Raw genomic sequence first — 17762 nt, 5'->3', positions numbered from 1 at the left:
GCGGATCCAGGTCAAGGCGTGATTCGCTCCAGGGCTCGTTTGGACCAATCCCGGACGCTCCGTTCCGGGTCGGCCTGGGCGTTCCGAAGCGCCGGGGCTGCCGCCTTGGCCGAGGTCCCCAGGCCGCCGAGCGCATACGCGGCCGTCGTCCTGACGAAGGCGTCCTCGTGCTTCAGGGTTTCGATGAGGAGCGGAACCGAGGCCCCCGTCCCGGGGTTCGTCCGCGCGGCGGCCCAGCAAGTCACGGCGAGGACCAAGGCTTCGTCCACGCGACAGCCGACGTACATGGGGAACGTCGGGTACTGGTTCGATTGCGGGCCGAGGTTCCCCAGCATCAGGAGCACGCTCTCGCGCCCTCCTTCCGGCACGTCATGGATGCCGCCGAGCGCCGCGATGAGGGTGTACTGAGTCGCCTCGAGTCGCGCGATCCGGCGGCGATGGCGGGCTTCCCGATCGAGCAGGGCGTCGGGTGTCGGAAAGGCGTTCTCGGCGTCCGGGTCGATGCGGCTCAGTGCGATCGCGCACCAGTCGCGGAGGGGGCCGTCCTGGTCTTGCATTCGCGCCTTCAAGATCGGAACCGCGGCCTTCGCCTGAGGACCGATCCGGCCCAGAGCCATGACCGAGGACTCGTCCCACAACAGTTCCTCGGGCGACCTATGACTCTCCAACTCCTTGATGAGCGCCGGGGTCGCTGCCTGCGCCTGTGGGCCGAGGCGGGCCAACACCACGGGCGCCAGCAGGCTTTGCTCCGCCGAGTCGTGTCGAGGGATGAATCCGATCAACGTCTCGAGGTCTTCGGGGACGTTTTCGCCGATCCGGCAGAGCGAATAGGCCGCGGCGACGGACTTGTGCTCTTTCATCATCGCTCGTAGCTCCGGCGCGGCGGGCCTCGCCTTCTCTCCCAGAGAGCCGATCACGAAGGTTGCATCGTCCCGGACCCACGGATTCTCGTCTTGCATCGCCCTGCGAAGCGCGGGCAGCGAGGTTTCACCGTCGCGATCAATCTTCGCCAGGGATTTACAGGCCATCTTGCGGACGTCCGAGCCTTCGTCCTTCGTCGCGGCGATCAGGTCGGGGATTGCGGCTCTCGCGTCGGGGCCGATCGACCCCAGGGCCCAGGCGGCGTCCCGACGGATGTACTCGGCTTCGTCTTTCAGGAGCGCGACGAGGGTCGGCACGACCTCCTTCCCGCGTGGACCGAACGAACCGAGGGCCACGATCGCCTCCGCGCGCGTATTCCCGTCGTTGCTCCGTAGCGCGTTCACCAGGGCGGGGATCGCGACTCGTCCATCGCGGTCGATCTCGGCCAGGATCGGCGGCAGGCTCGTGAGATCCATCAAGGCTCGGTCGGCGGGGGGAGCGGCCATGACCGGGAACCGTTCCCCCAGGATCGACAGGGCGCTCTGCGACATCGGGTCGAATCGGGCGAGGGCGAGCGCCGCGGGTAGGCGAAGCTGCTCATCCCTGGATTCTAGTCTTTCGCGGACCGTCTGGAGCGTGAGCGGGTCCTCGGGGGCGATCCGAAGCAGGGCGGCGACGTCCCCTTCCCTGGCCAGCAAGGGGAGGGCGGCCTTGGCTGCGGGACCGATCGAGCCCAGAGCCTCGCCCAGGCTGATTCTCAACGCCTCGGCGAACTCGCCCTGTTCTTGATAGAGTTCCAAGAGCGACGGCAGGGCGGGCGCCGCCTCTTCCCCAAGCCAGCCCAGGAATTCCAGGCAGGCCGCCTTGACCATGAGGTCCTCATGCTTGAGGCCCTTCGCGATCAGGATCGGCAGGGGCTCCGGTTCGAGCTTCGCGATGGCGAAGAAGACCTCCTTGAGGATCTCCTGATCGGACTTGAGGGGACCGATTGCGTCGATCAGGGCGGCCGTCGTTCCAGCGGCCTCGGGACCGATTCGGCCGAGACTCCGAACGACCCTGAAGACGAAGAGCGGATCCTCGAGACGCTCAAAGCCGACGTTCCGACGGTCGATCCGGACGGATCTCAGCGCCTTGATGAGCGGGGGGGCCGCCGCCTTCGCCGCCGGTCCCATGCGACCGAGGACCTCGGCCGCCGCCGCGCGCACGGGCCCTGATTGGTCGTCGAGCAGGGCCACGATCTCCGGGAGCGATGCGGCGGCCTCCGGCCCAACGCGGCGAAGCGTCATCGACGCCCGATCCTGGATATCGAAGTCCTCGCTTCCGATATCCAGGATCCAGGCGTAGATCGGTCTTCCTTCATAGGTCCGCTCTGAAGCCTGGGCCGCGAGAGGCGTTGCGACGACGGCCAGAAGGAAGAATCGATATGTGCTCATCGAGCCCCGCTCTCCAGGTTGATCGATCGTCCGGTCGGGGCGAGTTCGCTCGCCGAACCGACCTCCTCGGCGATCCGGCTGGACGAACGCCTTCGATCGAGGGCTCGATCCGGCCGATGGGCGGTTCCCGGGGGTTCCGACTCACTCTGGCGTCGACGCGGTTCGCACGGCAAGGAAAATCCAACCGCAGATCGACCCGGGATGGGAATCGTCGGCGTCGAGCGGCCAGGCCAGACGGGCCGCTCCGGGCATGCACGATCTGCGGAATCTCCGGGTTGCGGAAAGTCGGCTTGAACTCGGGGAGGGGAAGCCCTATTTTGAGCATTGCCTCGATGCAGGGACGCTACGGCAAAGGATTGCGACTTTGAGGCCGGGTCGGGCGCGCATTAACGCCACTCCCCTCGCTGGACATCGCACCACGCCCCCCGTCCCCGCCTCCCGGCGGAACCCGCGTCGTCCCGTCGACGCCGATTTCGATCTCCTCTGACACACAACGCCCGACTCGCAAGGCGCCGCGCGCGAACCCGGAAGGTTCAGCGTCGCGGATCCCGCCTACGGGTCGGCCCGGCACCTCGAGCTGAAGGAGACTAGCCCGATGACCGTCCGCTGGAAGCCTCTGTTGATCCTCTCGGGACTCTTCGTCGCGGTCGCCGTGGTCGGCGTGATCGCGATCTCGTCCACACTCGCCCCCCCCTCCTCGCAGAGCGTGCTCAAACAGGCTCGGACGGCGCGCGACGCCGGGCGACTGGCGGACGCCGAGATCTACTTCAAGCAGGCGCTCCAGTCGGAGAGCAAGAACTCCGCGATCCATGAAGAGTTCGCCGAACTCTACGATGAGATGCTGAAGTCCGCCCCCGCCGAGCGTCGCGACGCCCTGCGGACCGAACGCACGGACCACCTCATCAAGGCGGTGAAGTTCGATAAGAACCTCAAGGGGCCTCGGGTCCGTCTGCTCCAGCTCGCCATGGCCGACGACGTCGCGTCGGACGCCGTCTACTGGGCGAAGGAAGTCGCGACGATCGACCCCGAGAACCTCGACGCCGCCTTCGTGCTGGCCTTCGACGGGCTTGAGTCCCGCACTCCGAACCTCGCCGAGGTGCGGACGCTGTACGACCGCCTTGTCGCCGGCGAGGCCCCCGAGGTCCGCAGGCTCCTGACCCAGGCCCGCCTGGCCGTCGCCACGAACGACGCCCCCGGCCGCGACGCGGCTTTGGCCGCGGGCCGAAAGCTCGCCCTGGCCGACGACGCCGCGCCGACCGACCTCATGGCCAAGCTCCGGCTCGCCGCCCTCGACGTCCAGAACGAGTCCGATCCGGCCGCCCGGGCCGAGATCGTCAAGGGGATGGTCGCCCTCTCCGATCGGTTCCTCGCCTCCGCCGAGCCCGGCTCGCAGCGGGCCACCCGCCTGAGCTACCTCCTGGAGCAGACCCAGCGCTCGCTCGTGCGGATGTCGCAGGTCGAGGGAGACGCCACGACCGAGGCCCTGATCGAGACCATCGAGCAGCAGCTCGCGACCCTCTTCGAGACGAGTCGGAAGGCGGGCGAGCTGGTCGATTACCAGATCTATCTGACCTACGCCGACCACCTCCGGTTCCGCCGCCAGCGCGACCGCTGCCTCCAGGTTGTCAACGAGGCCCTGGCCTCGCCCCTCGCGCTACGGCCCAGCTCCTCGCTGATCGTGCTCGGGCTCCACACCGTCGGCGCCGAGATGGCGCTGGTCCAGGCCGACGACTCGGCGCGGGTGGCGAAGGCCGCTCCCCACATCCAGGCCCTGCTGGCCGCGGCCGAACCCCGCTATCAGGGGCTCGGGCACCTCTTCCAGGGGGCCGTCGAGCTGGAGGAATCGGGAGTGGTCGCCTCGGCGACGAAGAAGCCCGATCCGGCCGACGCCCCGGCCAAGCCCCAGCCCAAGCTCCGGGCCAGCGCGCTGGCGCACCTCAAGGCCGCCGCCCAACAGCTCCCCGAGGTCGCCGAGGCGCAGGCCCGCTACGGCGTCGCCCTGGTGCTCAATCAGGAGCAGTCGCTGGGGCGCCAGTACCTCCAGAACGCCCTGAGGATGTCCAGCCTCGACCCCCAGTATGAGTTCTGGGCCGCCTGGACCATCCTCCAGGCCGGATACCCCGAGGAAGCCGCGCCGATCATCGATTCGCTCTCCAAGCAGCTCGCCCAGGGGACCATCCCTGGCGAGATGAAGGTCGTCCTGCACCAGCTCAGCGGCGAGCTTTTCCAGGCCCGCCGAGGGCCCGGAGACCTTGAACGGGCCGCTCAGGAGTTCGAGAAGGTCGCCAAGCTCGGCGATAAGTCCGACGGCGGCTCGACGCTCCGGCTCGCCCAGATCGACGTCCAGCGCGGTCGGCCCGACGAGGCCATGGCGCGGATCGACGCCCTCCGCAAGACCGGCCAGGCCCCCCCGGCGGCCGAGAACCTGGCGGTCCTCATCCTGGAGCAGCAAGGCAAGAAGGAAGAGGCCCGGAAGCAACTTGCCGCCGCCAAGGCCAAGTTCCCCAACGCCTCCGAGATCGCCGGCCTCGAGGCCGCGTTCCTCGCCAAGGACGGCAAGGCCGACGACGCCGAGAAGTCGCTCGGCGCGTTCCTCGTCCAGCACCCGGACGACGTGACCCTCTCGATGATGCGGGCCCAGATCCTCAACGACTCGCTCGACCGCGTCGACGACGCCCGCAAGCTCCTGGCCGAGCTGGGCGAGCGTTCGGATAGCTCCGCCCCCTGGGTCCAGCTCGCCCAGCTCGAGATGAGCCGCAACAACCTCGACGCCGCCGCCGCGGTGGTCGCCAAGGTCCGGAGCCGCTGGAAGGAAGGCGCCACCGGCGACATCCTCGAAGGCCAGCTCGCCCTGAAGCGCGGCGAGATCGCCGCGGCCATCGCCCACTTCGACGAGGCCCTCAAGAAGGACCCCGAGAACAAGATCGTCGCCTTCTGGAAGGCTCAGCTCGACGGCCGCTCGGGCTCCGTCGCCGAGGCCTCCAAGGCCCTCGAGAGCATCGTCCGCGACCGGCCCAGCAAGGAGGTCGAGGCGGGCGTGACCCTCATGTCGGCCGCCCAGTCCGCCCTGGCGAACCTGTCGCTCCAGAACGGCAACGTCGATGACGCGATCCGACGATTCGAGGAGCTGAAGCGGAACAACGAGTCGGGCGCCCTGACCCGCGCCGACCGCTGGCAGCTGGTCACCGCCCTCGTCGCCAAGAAGCAGTGGCCCGTCGCCAAGGCGGAACTGGCCTCGCTGCTCGGCGACGAGACGAACCCGCCCAACCCCGACGAGCGCGTCCGCGCCGCGAATTTCTATCGCCAGCACGACGAAGCCTCGTCCGCCCTCGCCCAGCTCGAACTCGTCCTGAAGGACCACCCGACGAACGCTTCGGCCGTCGTCACCCGCGCATTCCTTCACATGCAGGCCAAGCAGTACGACGACGCGACGGCGCTCCTCAGGAAGGCCGTCGACCTGCTCTCGAAGGACGGCGAGAAAGCCCCCGACGTCCTCTACCTGATGATGGCCGCCGTCGAGAACGAGACGCCCCCGATGGAGACTTCCGCCGAGCGGACCATCCGGGTCGTCGACGAGGGCCTTGAGGCCCAGCCGACGTCGATTCCGCTCGTCCAGGCGAAGTACCTGATCCTCGCCAAGGGGGGCGATCCGGCCAAGGGCCTGCAATTCGTGGAATCGAAGGCGAAGGACGACTCGACCGGCGTCTACCGTCGCATGCTCGTGGACGTCTACCGTCATCAGAAGGACTACGAAGGCGCCGAGCGGATGCTCCAGGGCCTCGTCTCCGAGTCGCCCAGCGACGGCAACCTCGCCGCCGGCCTCGTCGAGGTGGTCTCCCTGGCCGCCGCCGACGCGATGGCCGCGGGCGACGAGGCGAAGCTCCGCTCGCTCGACGAGAAGGCGGCGAACCTCATCCGCGAGTACCGGACGAAGTTCCCCACCAACCTCGCCATCCTCCAGGCCGAGTGCGACCAGGCGGCTCGCCGGGGCGACTACACGCAGGCCGTGAGCATCACCGAGGAGATCGACAGGGTCGCCAAGAACTCGTCGGTCGGTCCGATCTTGCGGGCCCGGCTGTTCGCCTCGCAGAACCGCCCGATCGACGTCGCCAAGGCCTACGCCCAGGCGGTCGAGCGTGAGCCCCGTCGCCTCGACGTCCGGGTCTCGCTCGGCAAGGCGGCGCTCAAGGTCGGCCAGGTCGACGAGGCGCTCCAGCAGGCCGACTACGTCCTCGGCGTTGAGAAGGGGAGCCGCGAGGCGGTCCTGCTCCAGGCCCGCGCCCTCGACGCCTCGGGCGTCAGCGACGCCCAGCGCGAGGCCTCGCGGACGAAGGCCGTCAGCCAGCTCGAAGCGGCCCTCGCCGCCGATCCCAAGTTCGCCGACGCCTATCAGGTGATGGCCGATATCGAGCTGAAGCGGAATCGCCGCCCGGCGGCCCTCGCCGCGCTGAAGCGGGGCCTGGACGCCGAACCGGCGGACCCCTCGATCGTCGCCCAGTACGTGCAGCTCCTGGCCGAGCCCGACCCGGCCAGCCCGGCCGCACGCCCCGCCGGGCTCGAAGAGGCCAAGCGGCTCGCCGCCGAGATCGCCAACCGCGACGCCAAGGGGACGACCCTCCTGGCCGCGGCGGTCGGCTTCCACAAGGCTCGCCGACTGGAACTGGCCCTGCCGCTCTCCGAGAAGGCCGCGACGCTCCTCGATTCGCCGGTCTCTCACCTGAACCTGGGCGATCTGCTCCTCTCCCTCGCCGAAAGCCAGCCGGACCCGGACAAGGCCCGGCCCTACTTCGAGCGGGCCGTCGAGCAGTACGACCGCGTCCTGCAGCTCCAGCCGGGGTCGATCGAGGCCGTCAACAACAAGGCCTGGGTGCTCCACAGCTCCCTGGGCCGCAGCCAGGAGGCCCTGGAACTCGCGCAGGCCCTGGTCGCACGGGCCAACCCGGCCGCCCTCCCCGGCGAGTTCTACGACACGCTGGGCGCCATCCAGGAATCGGTCGGCCGTCCCGCCGACGCCGAGGAGTCCTACCAGGAAGGGCTCAAGCGATCCCCGGAGCTGGCCGTGCTGCACTACCACTACGGCAAGCTGATCGCCGCCGACAAGGCCCGCGGCAACCGCGCCAAGGATCACCTGTCGAAGGCCATCGCCTCGAAGGACCAGCTCAGCCCGGACATGGCCGATGAGGCCGTGCGGCTGGTCAACCAGATCGACGTCGACGGGCGCTGAGCCGCCCCCGGATCGCGTCATCGAGATCGTCGCAAGAAGGGCGGCCGGGGGAGACCCTCGCCGCCCTTCGGCGTTCCGGCCTTGCCAGAGTCGCGACGATCGTTAAGGTGGGCCGCGTCCGACCTGGACGGCCGAGGGAGAGTCTCCGGCCGCGCGACCAGGTCGGGGCCCGCCGGGAGTTGAAGGGATGAACCAGTCGGCCGAAGAGACGCTGAACCGCACGCTGTCCCCGCACGAGCAGATGGACTTCGCGGGGATGGAGCACTACTTCCGCGTCGGCCGCTCGGCGCTCGACTGCATCCAGGAGGGCCTGAAGGCCGCCGGTCGCACCGAAGCGGGCGCCAGCCCGTTCGGCGTCGAGACCATCCTGGACCTCCCCTGCGGGCAGGGCCGCGTCATCCGCTGGCTCCGGATGGGCTTCCCGAACGCCGAGATCACCGCCTGCGACATGAGCCGCGAGGGCGTCGACTTCTGCGCCTCCACGTTCGACGCCGTTCCAGTCTACTCGTGCGACGACCCGGAAGACATCCCCGTCCGGGCCGGGCACTACGACCTCGTCTGGGTCGGGTCGTTGTTCACCCACCTGGAAGGCCCGAAGTGGGTGCGCTTCCTGAGGGCCTTCCACGCCGCGTTGCGGCCCGGCGGCGTCCTGATCTTCACGACCCATGGCCGCCGCGCCCACGAATTCATGGCGACCCGGGCTTTCCACTACGGCCATGACGATGCGGCCCTTGCGGAACTGGCCTCGGCCTACGACCGCGACCGCTTCGGCTACGTCCGGTATCCGGGGACCGAGTGGCACTACGGCACGTCGGTCTCCCACGTCGATTGGGTCCTCGACCAGATCCGCGCCGTGGAGGGGCTGACCTTCGTCCAGCACGGCGACGCCGCCTGGGACGCGCATCAGGACTGCTTCGTCTGCCGCCGCGACGCCTGAGCGCGGCCCGGCCTGGCGGCTCGGCGCGCTCGCTCGACAGCCGCGATCCGCCGTGTTAGGTTGGCGGGATTGAGTTTTCGCGCCGAGGGGAGGGCCGTCGCCCGGCCCTTCGGCGACGGTCTCGCGAACGCGAACACGGAGAGAACGACGTGACGACGTCTGGACGCACCATGATCTCGACGACCTTGATCTGCGGGATGATCCTCGGCCTGGGCGCCTGCCTGGCCTTCAGCACGCCCGCCGGCGCCCAGGGCGCCGACGAGAACCCCCGCGTGGAAATCGACACCACCGAGGGGAAGATCGTCGTCGAACTCGACGCCAAGAAGGCCCCGAAGACCGTCGAGAACTTCCTCAAGTACGTCGACGACGGCTTCTACAGCAACCTGATCTTCCACCGGGTGATCTCCGGCTTCATGATCCAGGGTGGAGGCCACGACGCCACTCTCCGCGAGAAGACGGAAGGCGTCCGCGCCGCGATCCCGAACGAATCGAGCAACGGCCTGTCCAACAAGCGCGGCACGATCGCCATGGCGCGGCAGAACAATCCCAACTCGGCGACCTGCCAGTTCTACATCAACCACGCCGACAACGCCCCCCTCGACACCTACGGCGGCGGCTACACGGTCTTCGGCAAGGTCGTCGAGGGCATGGACGTCGTCGACGCCATCGCCAAGACCCCGGTCCAGGATCGTGGCGGCCTCCAGAACGTCCCCGTGAAGCCGATCACCATCACCGGGGCCAAGCGCGTCAAGCCTTGACGAATGGATCGATCGCGGCCGGTGGGGGCCCACGCCCCCGCCGCAGGCCCCGCCTGCATCTCTTGACCACCCGACGCGACGACCCTAAGATTGCTATCTTGCTGGGCCGCTGCCGCGCGGGCGGCCTCTCCCTGCCTGGTTCGATCCGATTGATAGTTTGAGGAGTCCGTTCATGGCTCACGTCGTCGCAGAGCCCTGCTTCGATTGCAAATACACGGATTGCGTCGTGGTCTGCCCCGTGGATTGCTTCTACGAAGGCGCCCAGATGCTGTACATCCATCCGGACGAATGCATCGACTGCGAGGCCTGCGTCCCCGAGTGTCCGGTCGAGGCCATCTTCCACGAGGACAACCTCCCCGAGGAGTGGAAGGAATTCACGGCGCTCAACGCCGAGATGTCGCCTCAGAGCCCGAACATCAACGAGAAGAAGGACGCCCTCGAAGCGGAGTCCTGCGACAAGAGCCGTAAGCGGAGCTGATCGCCGACGGCCCGCCCTTCGCGGACCGGACGCCCTCGCCGAGCCTGACGAACCCCGGGGATCCCCTCGGGGTTTTCTCTTTTTCAGGCCCCCTGCCTCACCTTCGACGAGTCGTCACGGCCCTGAAGCAGGAGCAGCAGCGCCCCGGTCGTGAGGCAGACGGCGGCCGAGCAGCCCATCACCGGGCAGACGCCCCAAATCGACGCTGCGCGGCCCGTCCACAGGGCTCCGAGCGGCACCGAGCCGGAGAAGACGACCATCCAGACGCCCATGATCCGGCCCCGAAGCTGGGCGGGGATCCGCATCTGGATCAGGGTTTGCGTGGACGAGTAGAAGAAGGCCGCCCCGAACCAGGCTCCGAACAGGCAAACCGCGCCCGACCCCAGCCGGGCGAGGGACGGCCATGTCGGGGAAGACCAGATCGGGAACAGCGAGGCGGCCAGCAGGAACGTTGAGAAGCAGAGCATGCCGTAAACGACCATCCGCTCCTTGCGGACGTCGTCCCCCATCCTCGCCACCGTCAGGGCCCCGAGCGTCGCCCCGGCCCCCCCACTGGCGAGCAAGACGCTGTACCCGCCGACGTCCACCCCGAGGATCGTCCGGGCGAAGACGGGCGTCATCGCCTCGTAACCCATGCCCATCAGGCCGAAGAATCCCATCAAGGCCAGGTGGCCGGAGATCCGCCGCTCGCCTCGTAGGTACACCAGGCCGGCGATCACGTCGCGCAGGGCCGCCCCGCTGGACAGGCCCGCGCGGGTCCGCGGGGGGACACGGATCGCCAGGACCGAGGCGATCGCGGCCAGGTAGCTCACGGCGTTCAGCGTGAAGCAGCCCGCCGCGCCCAGAACCGCGAAGCCCACGCCCGCCAGGGCCGGCCCGATCACGCGGGTCGCGTTGAACATCCCGGCGTTCAGGGCGATGGCGTTCGTCAGACGCTCCGGGCCGACCAGCTCGTAGAGAAAGACGTGCCGACTCGGCAGCTCGAACGAGACGCAGACCCGGGCCGTCGCCAGGATCACGGCCATCTGCCAGAACTGGATCGTCCCGGCGGCGACAAGGCTCGCCAGTACGAAGGCGCAGGCCATCTGGCCGACTTCCATCGCCAGGATCATCGCGCGAGGAGCGACCCGATCCGAGATGGCCCCGGCGAACAGGCCGACGACCAGCCCCGGCATCAGGTTCGCCATCTCGATGACGCCGAGCCGGTCGGCCGAGCCCGTCTGCTCATAGACCAGCCAACGGACCGCCGCAGCTTGCAGCCAGGTGCCGATCAGGCTCACGCCCTGGCCCGCGAAATACAGGCGATAGTTCCGGTTGGAGAGCGACCGGAACATGCCCCCGTCGGCCGGAGCGGGGTCGGAAGTCATGAAGCGGCCTCGGTGACCGCCGTCGGCACGGGCTCGACGGACGCCAGCGACGTCCCGACTCGACTCGCGACGAGATAGGCGACCCCCGAGACGACATACGCGAACAGGGCCGCAGGTTGCACCGATCGGAGCCAAGCGGCGTCGAGCCACTCGCCGGCCAGCGGCGCGAGCCCGACCGAAACGCCCAGAACCCAGGCCCCGGCCCCAGGCGCGTGCCATCCGGAACGGAGGCCCGTCCATCGGCCTCGACTTCGCAGGACGTCCGCCGCCAGGACTCCCCCGGCCGAAGCGAAGAACGCCCCAGCGATCGTCGCGATCGCCTCCAGCCGCCACGCCAGGCCCGTCGCTCCGGGCAGGAAGAACAGGAGCCCGGCCAACCAGACCCCGGTCCATCCCCGCAGCACCGGCCAGTGGCCCCTCAGCCGCTGCGTGAACAGGGCTGATGCGTAGCACGCCGGGGCAAGCGACGAGAGCCCGAACAGCAGCAGGAGGGCCCCCGCGATCCGGGGGCCCGTCGAACCCCCGAGCCCATCGGCGATCGCCAGGCGGATCGATCCCGCGCCGCCGGTCGCCGACAGAACCAGGGCCGCGAGCAAGGTGGCCGCCCCCGGGGCCAGGATGCCGATCCAACCACCGAGACGCACGTCGCGGCGGTCGCGCACCGCTCCCCCCCATTCCACGGCCATCAGTCCCGCAAAGGCGAACGCCCCGAAAACGAACTGGAAAATCCTCGGCTCCAGGAGCGTCGCTCCGCCCGCCGAAGCCACGCTCGCCGCCCCCGGGGAGACGCTCGCTGGCGACTGGAGCCCGCACCAGGCGGCGGCCAGGATGAGGACCAAGGCCGCGAACGGCGAGTAGACCCGCATCATCGCCGCGATGACGTTCATCAGCCCCAGCCCATTGGCCGAAGCGATGATGAACGTCCAGAACGCCAGCGCCGTCAACGCGAGCGGTCCTTCCAGGGGGACCCCGCCCAGGCTCGTTGAAAGCAGCGAATCCTGATTGACGAGTCCCCAGGCCGCGAGCCCCATGAGCGTCAGCCGGACCGAATAGGCGATCGCAATCGCACCCCATACGGCTGCGAACAGGCCGTAAAGGACGCCCGTGATCCACTCGGCCCCGTCCACGCCGAAAGCCTCCGACGCGACCACCGTGAGCCGTCGGCGCGTCTGGAGACCCTGCAGGGCGAGCGGCAGGTAAAGCAGCCCATAGCAGGCGATCAGGGCGAGGACCGCGCTCGGATAGCGAGACAGGACGCTCGCCCCGCTCGGACCGATCCCCCCCAGCGTATCGAGGAGCGGGAACCAGGCGAGGACGCCGAGGTACGCCGGCGCGAGGCTCGCCGACCAGCCGCGAATCGGAGGCGACGGCTGATCGAGCTGCGCCTGAACGACGGGGGCTTGGAGGAGAGGTTGCGGCTGGGTCGGATGGGGAGGGCTCACGATGATTCGCAATCCGATGCGTGCGGGGTCTTGAGTCGTCGTTGACGAAAGAACATAGTCTACCATGTCCGCCGATCCGGCCGGAGGAACGCGATGAGAAGCTCCCGCAGCCTGGCGTCCCGGATCGTCGTTTACAGCTGGGCCGCGCCGACGACGATGGTCGGTCTCATCGCGGGAGGACTCACTCTGGCGACGGGAGGTCGCAGCCGGGTTCGTGAGGGCGCCCTCGAGTTCCACGGCGGCTTCGCGACCTGGATGGCCCGCGGCCTGGGCTTCGGCGCGATGACGCTGGGCCACGTCATCCTGGGCTACGACGGCTGGTGGCTCGACGTACTTCGTCCCCACGAACAGGTGCACGTGCGGCAGGCGGAACGCTGGGGGATCGCGTTCCTCCCGGCGTATCTCGTGGCGAGCGTCCTCGCCTGGGGCGCGGGGAACCACTACTACCACGACAACTGGTTCGAGCGCGACGCCCGCGCCCGCTCCGGAGAGCGGGAAGGCCCAGGCGCGACCTGATACCAAATTGCCTCGATCACCGGCCCTCGGGTGCCATGGGGTCGTCCCCGAGCCCGTGCCGCAAGGCATCGGATGGACACGGGTTCGGGGACGAACGCGTGGCACCCGAGACCGCTCGGCAATGGCGAGTCATCAAAGCAATTGCGAATGACTCCGCCGGGCGGGTCCTCCGATCCCGACCGTTCCGGGCCGCCTCGCCGCGTCCCCGATCGCGCGGGGCTCATCGTTCATTTCCGCACGTCGCCGGGGTGCCTCTCCGCGAGGCCCGAGGCCGTCGAGTAGTCCCTTGACAGCGCTTTCCGGGCGTCGTCTACTGCACCGTCGTCGCAACCCCAAACGCCTCTCCACGCCGGGACGATCCAGAACACCGACATGAGCACACAAACGATCCCCTCCACGAGCCCGCTGCCCGATTACCTCGCCAGCGCGACGCCCAACCCGGTCTCGAACCGATCGCCCTGGTACACGAACACCGCCCCCACCTTCGCGGGGGTCTTCCTCTGGTTCGTGTTCTGGAACTCGATCTCGGGGAGCGGGCTGACGGTCGGCGGACTGCTGGCCAGCCTGGTCGGGATCGTGCTCGGGGCCCTGATCTGCCACTTCCTGTTCTACCTGGCGCCCGGCCTCCTGGGCATGAAGACCGGCTTGCCCCTTTACGTGGTCGGCTCGTCGACCTTCGGAGCGATCGGCAGCCTGATCATGCCGGGGTTCCTCATGGGTGCCCTCCAGTTCGGCTGGCTCGGGGTCAACGCTTATGGGTCGGCCGACGCCTTGATGCAGGGCTTCAACGGCGACGAGAACATGTTCTACGTCCTCGCCGTGCTCTGGGCGGCGGCGGCGGCGTTCGTCGGCCTCAAGGGGATCCAGTACGTGGCCAAGGTCGCCACGTTCCTGCCGATCATCCCCCTGGCCGTCCTGATCATCGGCCTGGTGCAGTTCGGCGGACCCGCGTTCAGCTACAAGCCCGCGGTCGACGTCCAGGGCGAGACCGGGTCGATGGCCGCGATCTTCACGATCATGGCCTTCATCGTCGGCTTCTTCGGGACGGCCGGCGCCGCCGGCGTCGACTTCGGCACCAATAGCCGAGACGCCCGCGACGTGCAGCTGGGCGGGATCGTCGGCGTCATCATCGCCATCATCGTCACGGCCGGGATCTCGGTGATCGTGGTGGCCGGCGCCCGCGCGGCGAACGCCATTCCGGAGACCGAGAACCTGATGACGGCGGCCCTGAAGGTGAGGCTGTCCGACAACTTCTACAAGATCGTGATGATCGGCCTGACCCTGGCCTCGTTCCCCGGTGCCTGCTTCTCGTCGTTCATCGCAGCGAACAGCTTCAAGACGGTCATGCCGAAGATCAACCCATACCTCTCGGTCGGCGTTGGCACGCTCGTCAGCATCATCCTGGCGGTGACCGGGATCGCGGGCAACCTCGCCGGCGTCTTCGGGATCATCGGCGCCTCGTTCGGGCCGATCTGCGGCGCCATGACGGCCGACTACCTCCTCAACGGGCGTCGCTGGAGCGGCCCCCGCGCCGGCTTCAACCCGGCCGGCTGGCTGGCCTGGGCGGTCGGCTTCTTCGTGGGCGTCATGCCCAACCTGCACGCCGTCGCCCCGCAGATCCCCTCCGTGCCGGCCGCCCCGGTGGCCGCGTACATCGTCGGCTTCGTCCTGTACGCCCTCTTCTACAAGATGGGTCTCAAGACGTCCGTCCTCGCCATGCCCCAGCGGATCGACGTCTGACCGTCTCCGCCGTCGGCCGGTGATCGATCAAGGGCCGGAGGATTCGTCCTCCGGCCCTTACGCGTGCGCTCAGCGGCCCAGCAGGGTCGCGATCAGGCTGGGGGGCCGGGTGCCGGGGACGACGATGCGGTCGCCCGGGAAGAGCTGATAATTGGTGAGGGTGTCGCCGCGATCCTTGATGGCGCACCAGTCGATGCGGAGCACCTGGTCCACGCCCCCCGCGGAGTGGGGACGGACGAGGTACGCCTTCTCGGGGAGGCTGTTGGACTTGAGCCCCGCCAGGAGGATGGCGTCGAGGGCCGTCTCGTTCCCCTTGATCGGGAATTTCCCTTCGGTTCCGACCGTCCCGAGCACGTAGTAATGCTTGCTCTGGGACGCACTCAGCCGCACCGAGACCCGATAGGGCTCCGACGGCTTCTGTCCGCGCTTGAGGGCGTCGAGCGTGAGCTGCTGGGCGACCTTCTCCTCGATCTGGTCGAGGGTGAGGCCGACGACGTAGACGTCGCCGTAGAGGCCCAGGTCGACCAGGCCGTCGGCCTGCACCACGAACGACGACGGGGCCCAGTCGGCCGGCAACGGCTTGACCGTGACGTCCAGCTCGTCCGGAGGCTCGACCACGTACCTGGGCATCGTGGTCTTGTCCAGCTCTCGCGCCTGGTCGGGGTCGATCAGGCCACGATAAGGGACGCGATCGGACTCTTTACGCAGGCGATGCCCACCGCAGCCCGGTCCCGAAAGGACGAGGGCCGTCGACAGCCCCGCGAGGATCATGGTCCTCCGCGAGCAGCGGGAGACTGTCGGCTTCCGTGCGGTCATAAGCCAGGCACCTCGGAGACTCGGAAACGGGGCCGACCCCGACGCACCGGCGCAAGATCAGTCCCGATGCCGGTGGTCGTGCGACTCTAGCCTTCCGGATCGGCAGAAAACGACGGGGGGCTCGAAGGAAAGTCGAGATTGACCAAAGATTCCCCAAAAGCTAGTGTCCTGGTGCCTCGAAACAGGATTCCGGCCCGTCGAATCGGCAAGGACGGCGATTTCGGCGGATTCCGTGGGACCGAGCCGGACGGGCCTACGAGGTAGCAGAGGCGGTTGCCCATGCCGACGAATTCATCGCGCGTGCTCTTCGTGGGACTCGACGGAGGGACGCGAACGATCCTCGACCCGATCTTCGACCGGGGCTGGGCGCCGAACCTCGCGAGCCTCTGGCGACGCTCGGCCGTCGGCCGGCTGCGATCGACCGACCCGATGGTCACGCCCGTCGCCTGGACCTCGTTCTCGACCGGCTGCACGCCCCTGACCCACGGGGTCCACGACTTCAATTTCCTGGACCACTCCGACGGGACGATCCGCGAGCACGACGCGACGACCGTCCGCACGCCGACGATCTGGGAAGTCCTCAGCGACCTCGGAGGCTCGGTCGTCAGCCTCGGCCTGCCCCTGACCTATCCCGCACCTCCGGTGCGCGGACTGTTCGTCGCCGGGGCCGACGCCCCCGACACGGAGCGGGCCTTCGGCCAGTGCCCCGAATTCGGCCGCCGTCTCCGCCTGGAGGTCCCGGCCTACACGAACAAGCTCGTCTGGAAGCGACGCCCCCGGACGGCCGACGAGGCCCGCGAGCAGGCCGACCGCTGCGTCGCGATCTTCCGGGCCCAGGCCGAGGCGGCCCTCAAGGCCGACGGCCAGGTCGACTGGACCGCGATGATGGTCCACTATCACAACCTGGACAGCCTCCAGCATCGGATGTGGCCGTACTTCGACGTGGACGAGACCGGGATCCGCGAGGCCGGCTTCACCGACGCCGTGGAACGCTGCGTCCGGGAACTCGACGCCTCCATCGGGAGGCTGCTGGAACTGGCGGCCGCACGAGACGCGGCGGTGGTGGTCGTCTCCGATCACGGCTTCGGCCCGTGCCGCTCGCTGGTCAACGTCAACGGCATGCTCCGGGCGGCTGGCCTCCAGCGCACGCGGGTCTACGGGACCCGGTTCCGGTATCGCGCGATCCGGCTCCTCGAACGCCTCCGACGCTGGCGGGCGCTCCGCGAGCCCGGCGCGGCCGCGCCGGCCAAGGTCCGCCCGATCGACGGCCAGATCTCGTGCGACTGGCGGCGGACGGTCGCGTTCGCCCCGTTCGGCCAGCTCTGCGGCAACGTCTTCCTGAACCGCGAGGCGGTCCCGGGAGCCTCGGCGGACCGTGCGCTCCGCGAGATCGTCGCCCTTCTCAAGGACGCCCGAGACCCCGAGCGCGGCGAGAAGCTCTTCGCGGACGTCTACGCGACGGCCGACCGCTTCGGCGTCGACCCCGCCGAGCAGGGGATGCCGGACGTCTTCGCCCTCTCGGCCGACGGCTACCAGGCCCAGGCCAAGTGGTCCGAACGCTACCGCAACACGATCCTCCGACCCGATCCCGGCTTGCCGGCCACCCACTGGCTCGACGGCGTCGTGGCGATCGACGCGCCGGGCGTCCGTCCCGGCCCGCGACTCGACGCCTGCCTCCACGACGTGGCGCCGACCTCCCTGGCGATCCTCGGCCTGGAGGCGCCCGGATTCATGGAAGGCCGCGTCTTGCAGGACGCTTTCGAAGCCCCCCCGACTCTCCATCGGTATGAGACGCCGAATCTCGTCGCCGCCGACCCCGAGCCGATCGGCGACGTCGTCGCCGCGGGCGTCGACTGACGCATCGCGAATCGGTCCCCGATTCGTTCGTTCCCCAGCAAGCCGACTCAGCAAGAGGTACTCATGGAAGAGATCCAGAAAGAAGTCCACTCGTTCATCCTGAACGAGTTCCTGCCCGGTGAAGATCCGTCCGAGCTGACCGAGTCGACCCCGCTGATCACCGGCGGAATCCTGGACTCGATCACGACGCTCAAGCTGGTCGTCTACCTGGAAGAGCGCTTCGGCATCACGGTCGAGGCCCACGAGGCGGGCGTGGAGCACCTGGACTCCATCCGTCAGATCGCGGACTTGGTCGCCGACAAGAAGGCGGCCTGAAGCGCCGACGCGTCGCGG

Annotated in this window: 12 protein-coding genes; 8 read left to right on the top strand and 4 right to left on the bottom strand. The window is 68.8% G+C overall.

The window, feature by feature from the left end:
* Nucleotides 1-11 precede the first annotated feature (11 nt).
* A complete protein-coding gene (locus tag VT85_RS18290) occupies nucleotides 12-2294 on the bottom strand; it encodes a HEAT repeat domain-containing protein (RefSeq protein WP_068418568.1) in 2283 nt (760 codons plus the stop codon).
* Nucleotides 2295-2889: 595 nt separating this feature from the next.
* Between VT85_RS18290 and VT85_RS18285 the strand changes: the two genes are divergently transcribed.
* From VT85_RS18285 to VT85_RS18270, 4 genes are all read left to right on the top strand, one after another.
* The gene (locus tag VT85_RS18285) at nucleotides 2890-7518 is read left to right on the top strand and encodes a tetratricopeptide repeat protein (RefSeq protein WP_068418562.1); all 4629 of its coding nucleotides are present in this window, start codon (nucleotides 2890-2892) and stop codon (nucleotides 7516-7518) included.
* Between the two features lie 187 nt (nucleotides 7519-7705).
* Nucleotides 7706-8455: a class I SAM-dependent methyltransferase gene (locus tag VT85_RS18280; RefSeq protein WP_068418559.1), complete on the top strand. Its 750-nt coding sequence runs from the start codon at nucleotides 7706-7708 to the stop codon at nucleotides 8453-8455.
* Nucleotides 8456-8625: 170 nt separating this feature from the next.
* A complete protein-coding gene (locus VT85_RS18275) occupies nucleotides 8626-9213 on the top strand; it encodes a peptidylprolyl isomerase (RefSeq protein ID WP_068418556.1) in 588 nt (195 codons plus the stop codon).
* Nucleotides 9214-9385: 172 nt separating this feature from the next.
* The gene (locus VT85_RS18270; RefSeq protein ID WP_068418554.1) at nucleotides 9386-9691 is read left to right on the top strand and encodes a ferredoxin family protein; all 306 of its coding nucleotides are present in this window, start codon (nucleotides 9386-9388) and stop codon (nucleotides 9689-9691) included.
* An 83-nt stretch (nucleotides 9692-9774) separates the two neighbouring features.
* Here VT85_RS18270 and VT85_RS28620 read toward each other — a convergent pair whose 3' ends face one another.
* Nucleotides 9775-11058, bottom strand: a complete 1284-nt coding sequence (locus VT85_RS28620) for an MFS transporter (protein WP_068418551.1) — start codon at nucleotides 11056-11058, stop codon at nucleotides 9775-9777.
* Nucleotides 11055-12500, bottom strand: a complete 1446-nt coding sequence (locus VT85_RS28615; protein WP_197490856.1) for a hypothetical protein — start codon at nucleotides 12498-12500, stop codon at nucleotides 11055-11057. The genes VT85_RS28620 and VT85_RS28615 overlap by 4 nt, the downstream gene beginning before the upstream one ends.
* 93 nt (nucleotides 12501-12593) lie before the next feature.
* On the opposite strand from VT85_RS28615, the gene VT85_RS18255 reads away from it, so the two are divergent.
* Together VT85_RS18255 and VT85_RS18250 are read left to right on the top strand one after the other, a co-directional pair.
* The gene (locus VT85_RS18255) at nucleotides 12594-13016 is read left to right on the top strand and encodes a hypothetical protein (RefSeq protein ID WP_068418545.1); all 423 of its coding nucleotides are present in this window, start codon (nucleotides 12594-12596) and stop codon (nucleotides 13014-13016) included.
* 372 nt (nucleotides 13017-13388) lie between these two features.
* A complete protein-coding gene (locus VT85_RS18250; RefSeq protein WP_068418538.1) occupies nucleotides 13389-14756 on the top strand; it encodes a hypothetical protein in 1368 nt (455 codons plus the stop codon).
* A 69-nt stretch (nucleotides 14757-14825) separates the two neighbouring features.
* Here the strand turns inward: VT85_RS18250 and VT85_RS18245 are convergent, their stop codons facing one another.
* Nucleotides 14826-15572, bottom strand: coding sequence for a polysaccharide biosynthesis/export family protein (locus tag VT85_RS18245; protein WP_068418535.1), 747 nt, complete (start codon nucleotides 15570-15572; stop codon nucleotides 14826-14828).
* Between the two features lie 279 nt (nucleotides 15573-15851).
* Between VT85_RS18245 and VT85_RS18240 the strand changes: the two genes are divergently transcribed.
* Both VT85_RS18240 and VT85_RS18235 read left to right on the top strand, forming a co-directional pair.
* Entirely contained in the window at nucleotides 15852-17429 is a 1578-nt protein-coding gene (locus tag VT85_RS18240) for an alkaline phosphatase family protein (protein ID WP_068418533.1), read from the top strand.
* A gap of 63 nt (nucleotides 17430-17492) precedes the next feature.
* A complete protein-coding gene (locus VT85_RS18235; RefSeq protein WP_068418531.1) occupies nucleotides 17493-17744 on the top strand; it encodes an acyl carrier protein in 252 nt (83 codons plus the stop codon).
* Nucleotides 17745-17762: the final 18 nt, after the last annotated feature.

It is taken from the genome of Planctomyces sp. SH-PL62 (genome assembly GCF_001610895.1).
Classification (GTDB): Bacteria; Planctomycetota; Planctomycetia; order Isosphaerales; family Isosphaeraceae; genus Paludisphaera.
This window is presented reverse-complemented; position numbering and strand designations above follow the sequence as displayed.

Excerpts from the sequence above, each read along its gene's own strand:
- VT85_RS18290 (WP_068418568.1), bottom strand. The coding sequence starts at position 2,294 with ATGAGCACATATCGATTCTTCCTTCTGGCCGTCGTCGCAACGCCTCTC.
- VT85_RS18285 (WP_068418562.1), top strand. The coding sequence starts at position 2,890 with ATGACCGTCCGCTGGAAGCCTCTGTTGATCCTCTCGGGACTCTTCGTC.
- VT85_RS18280 (WP_068418559.1), top strand. The coding sequence starts at position 7,706 with ATGAACCAGTCGGCCGAAGAGACGCTGAACCGCACGCTGTCCCCGCAC.
- VT85_RS18275 (WP_068418556.1), top strand. The coding sequence starts at position 8,626 with ATGATCTCGACGACCTTGATCTGCGGGATGATCCTCGGCCTGGGCGCC.
- VT85_RS18270 (WP_068418554.1), top strand. The coding sequence starts at position 9,386 with ATGGCTCACGTCGTCGCAGAGCCCTGCTTCGATTGCAAATACACGGAT.
- VT85_RS28620 (WP_068418551.1), bottom strand. The coding sequence starts at position 11,058 with ATGACTTCCGACCCCGCTCCGGCCGACGGGGGCATGTTCCGGTCGCTC.
- VT85_RS18255 (WP_068418545.1), top strand. The coding sequence starts at position 12,594 with ATGAGAAGCTCCCGCAGCCTGGCGTCCCGGATCGTCGTTTACAGCTGG.
- VT85_RS18250 (WP_068418538.1), top strand. The coding sequence starts at position 13,389 with ATGAGCACACAAACGATCCCCTCCACGAGCCCGCTGCCCGATTACCTC.
- VT85_RS18245 (WP_068418535.1), bottom strand. The coding sequence starts at position 15,572 with ATGACCGCACGGAAGCCGACAGTCTCCCGCTGCTCGCGGAGGACCATG.
- VT85_RS18240 (WP_068418533.1), top strand. The coding sequence starts at position 15,852 with ATGCCGACGAATTCATCGCGCGTGCTCTTCGTGGGACTCGACGGAGGG.
- VT85_RS18235 (WP_068418531.1), top strand. The coding sequence starts at position 17,493 with ATGGAAGAGATCCAGAAAGAAGTCCACTCGTTCATCCTGAACGAGTTC.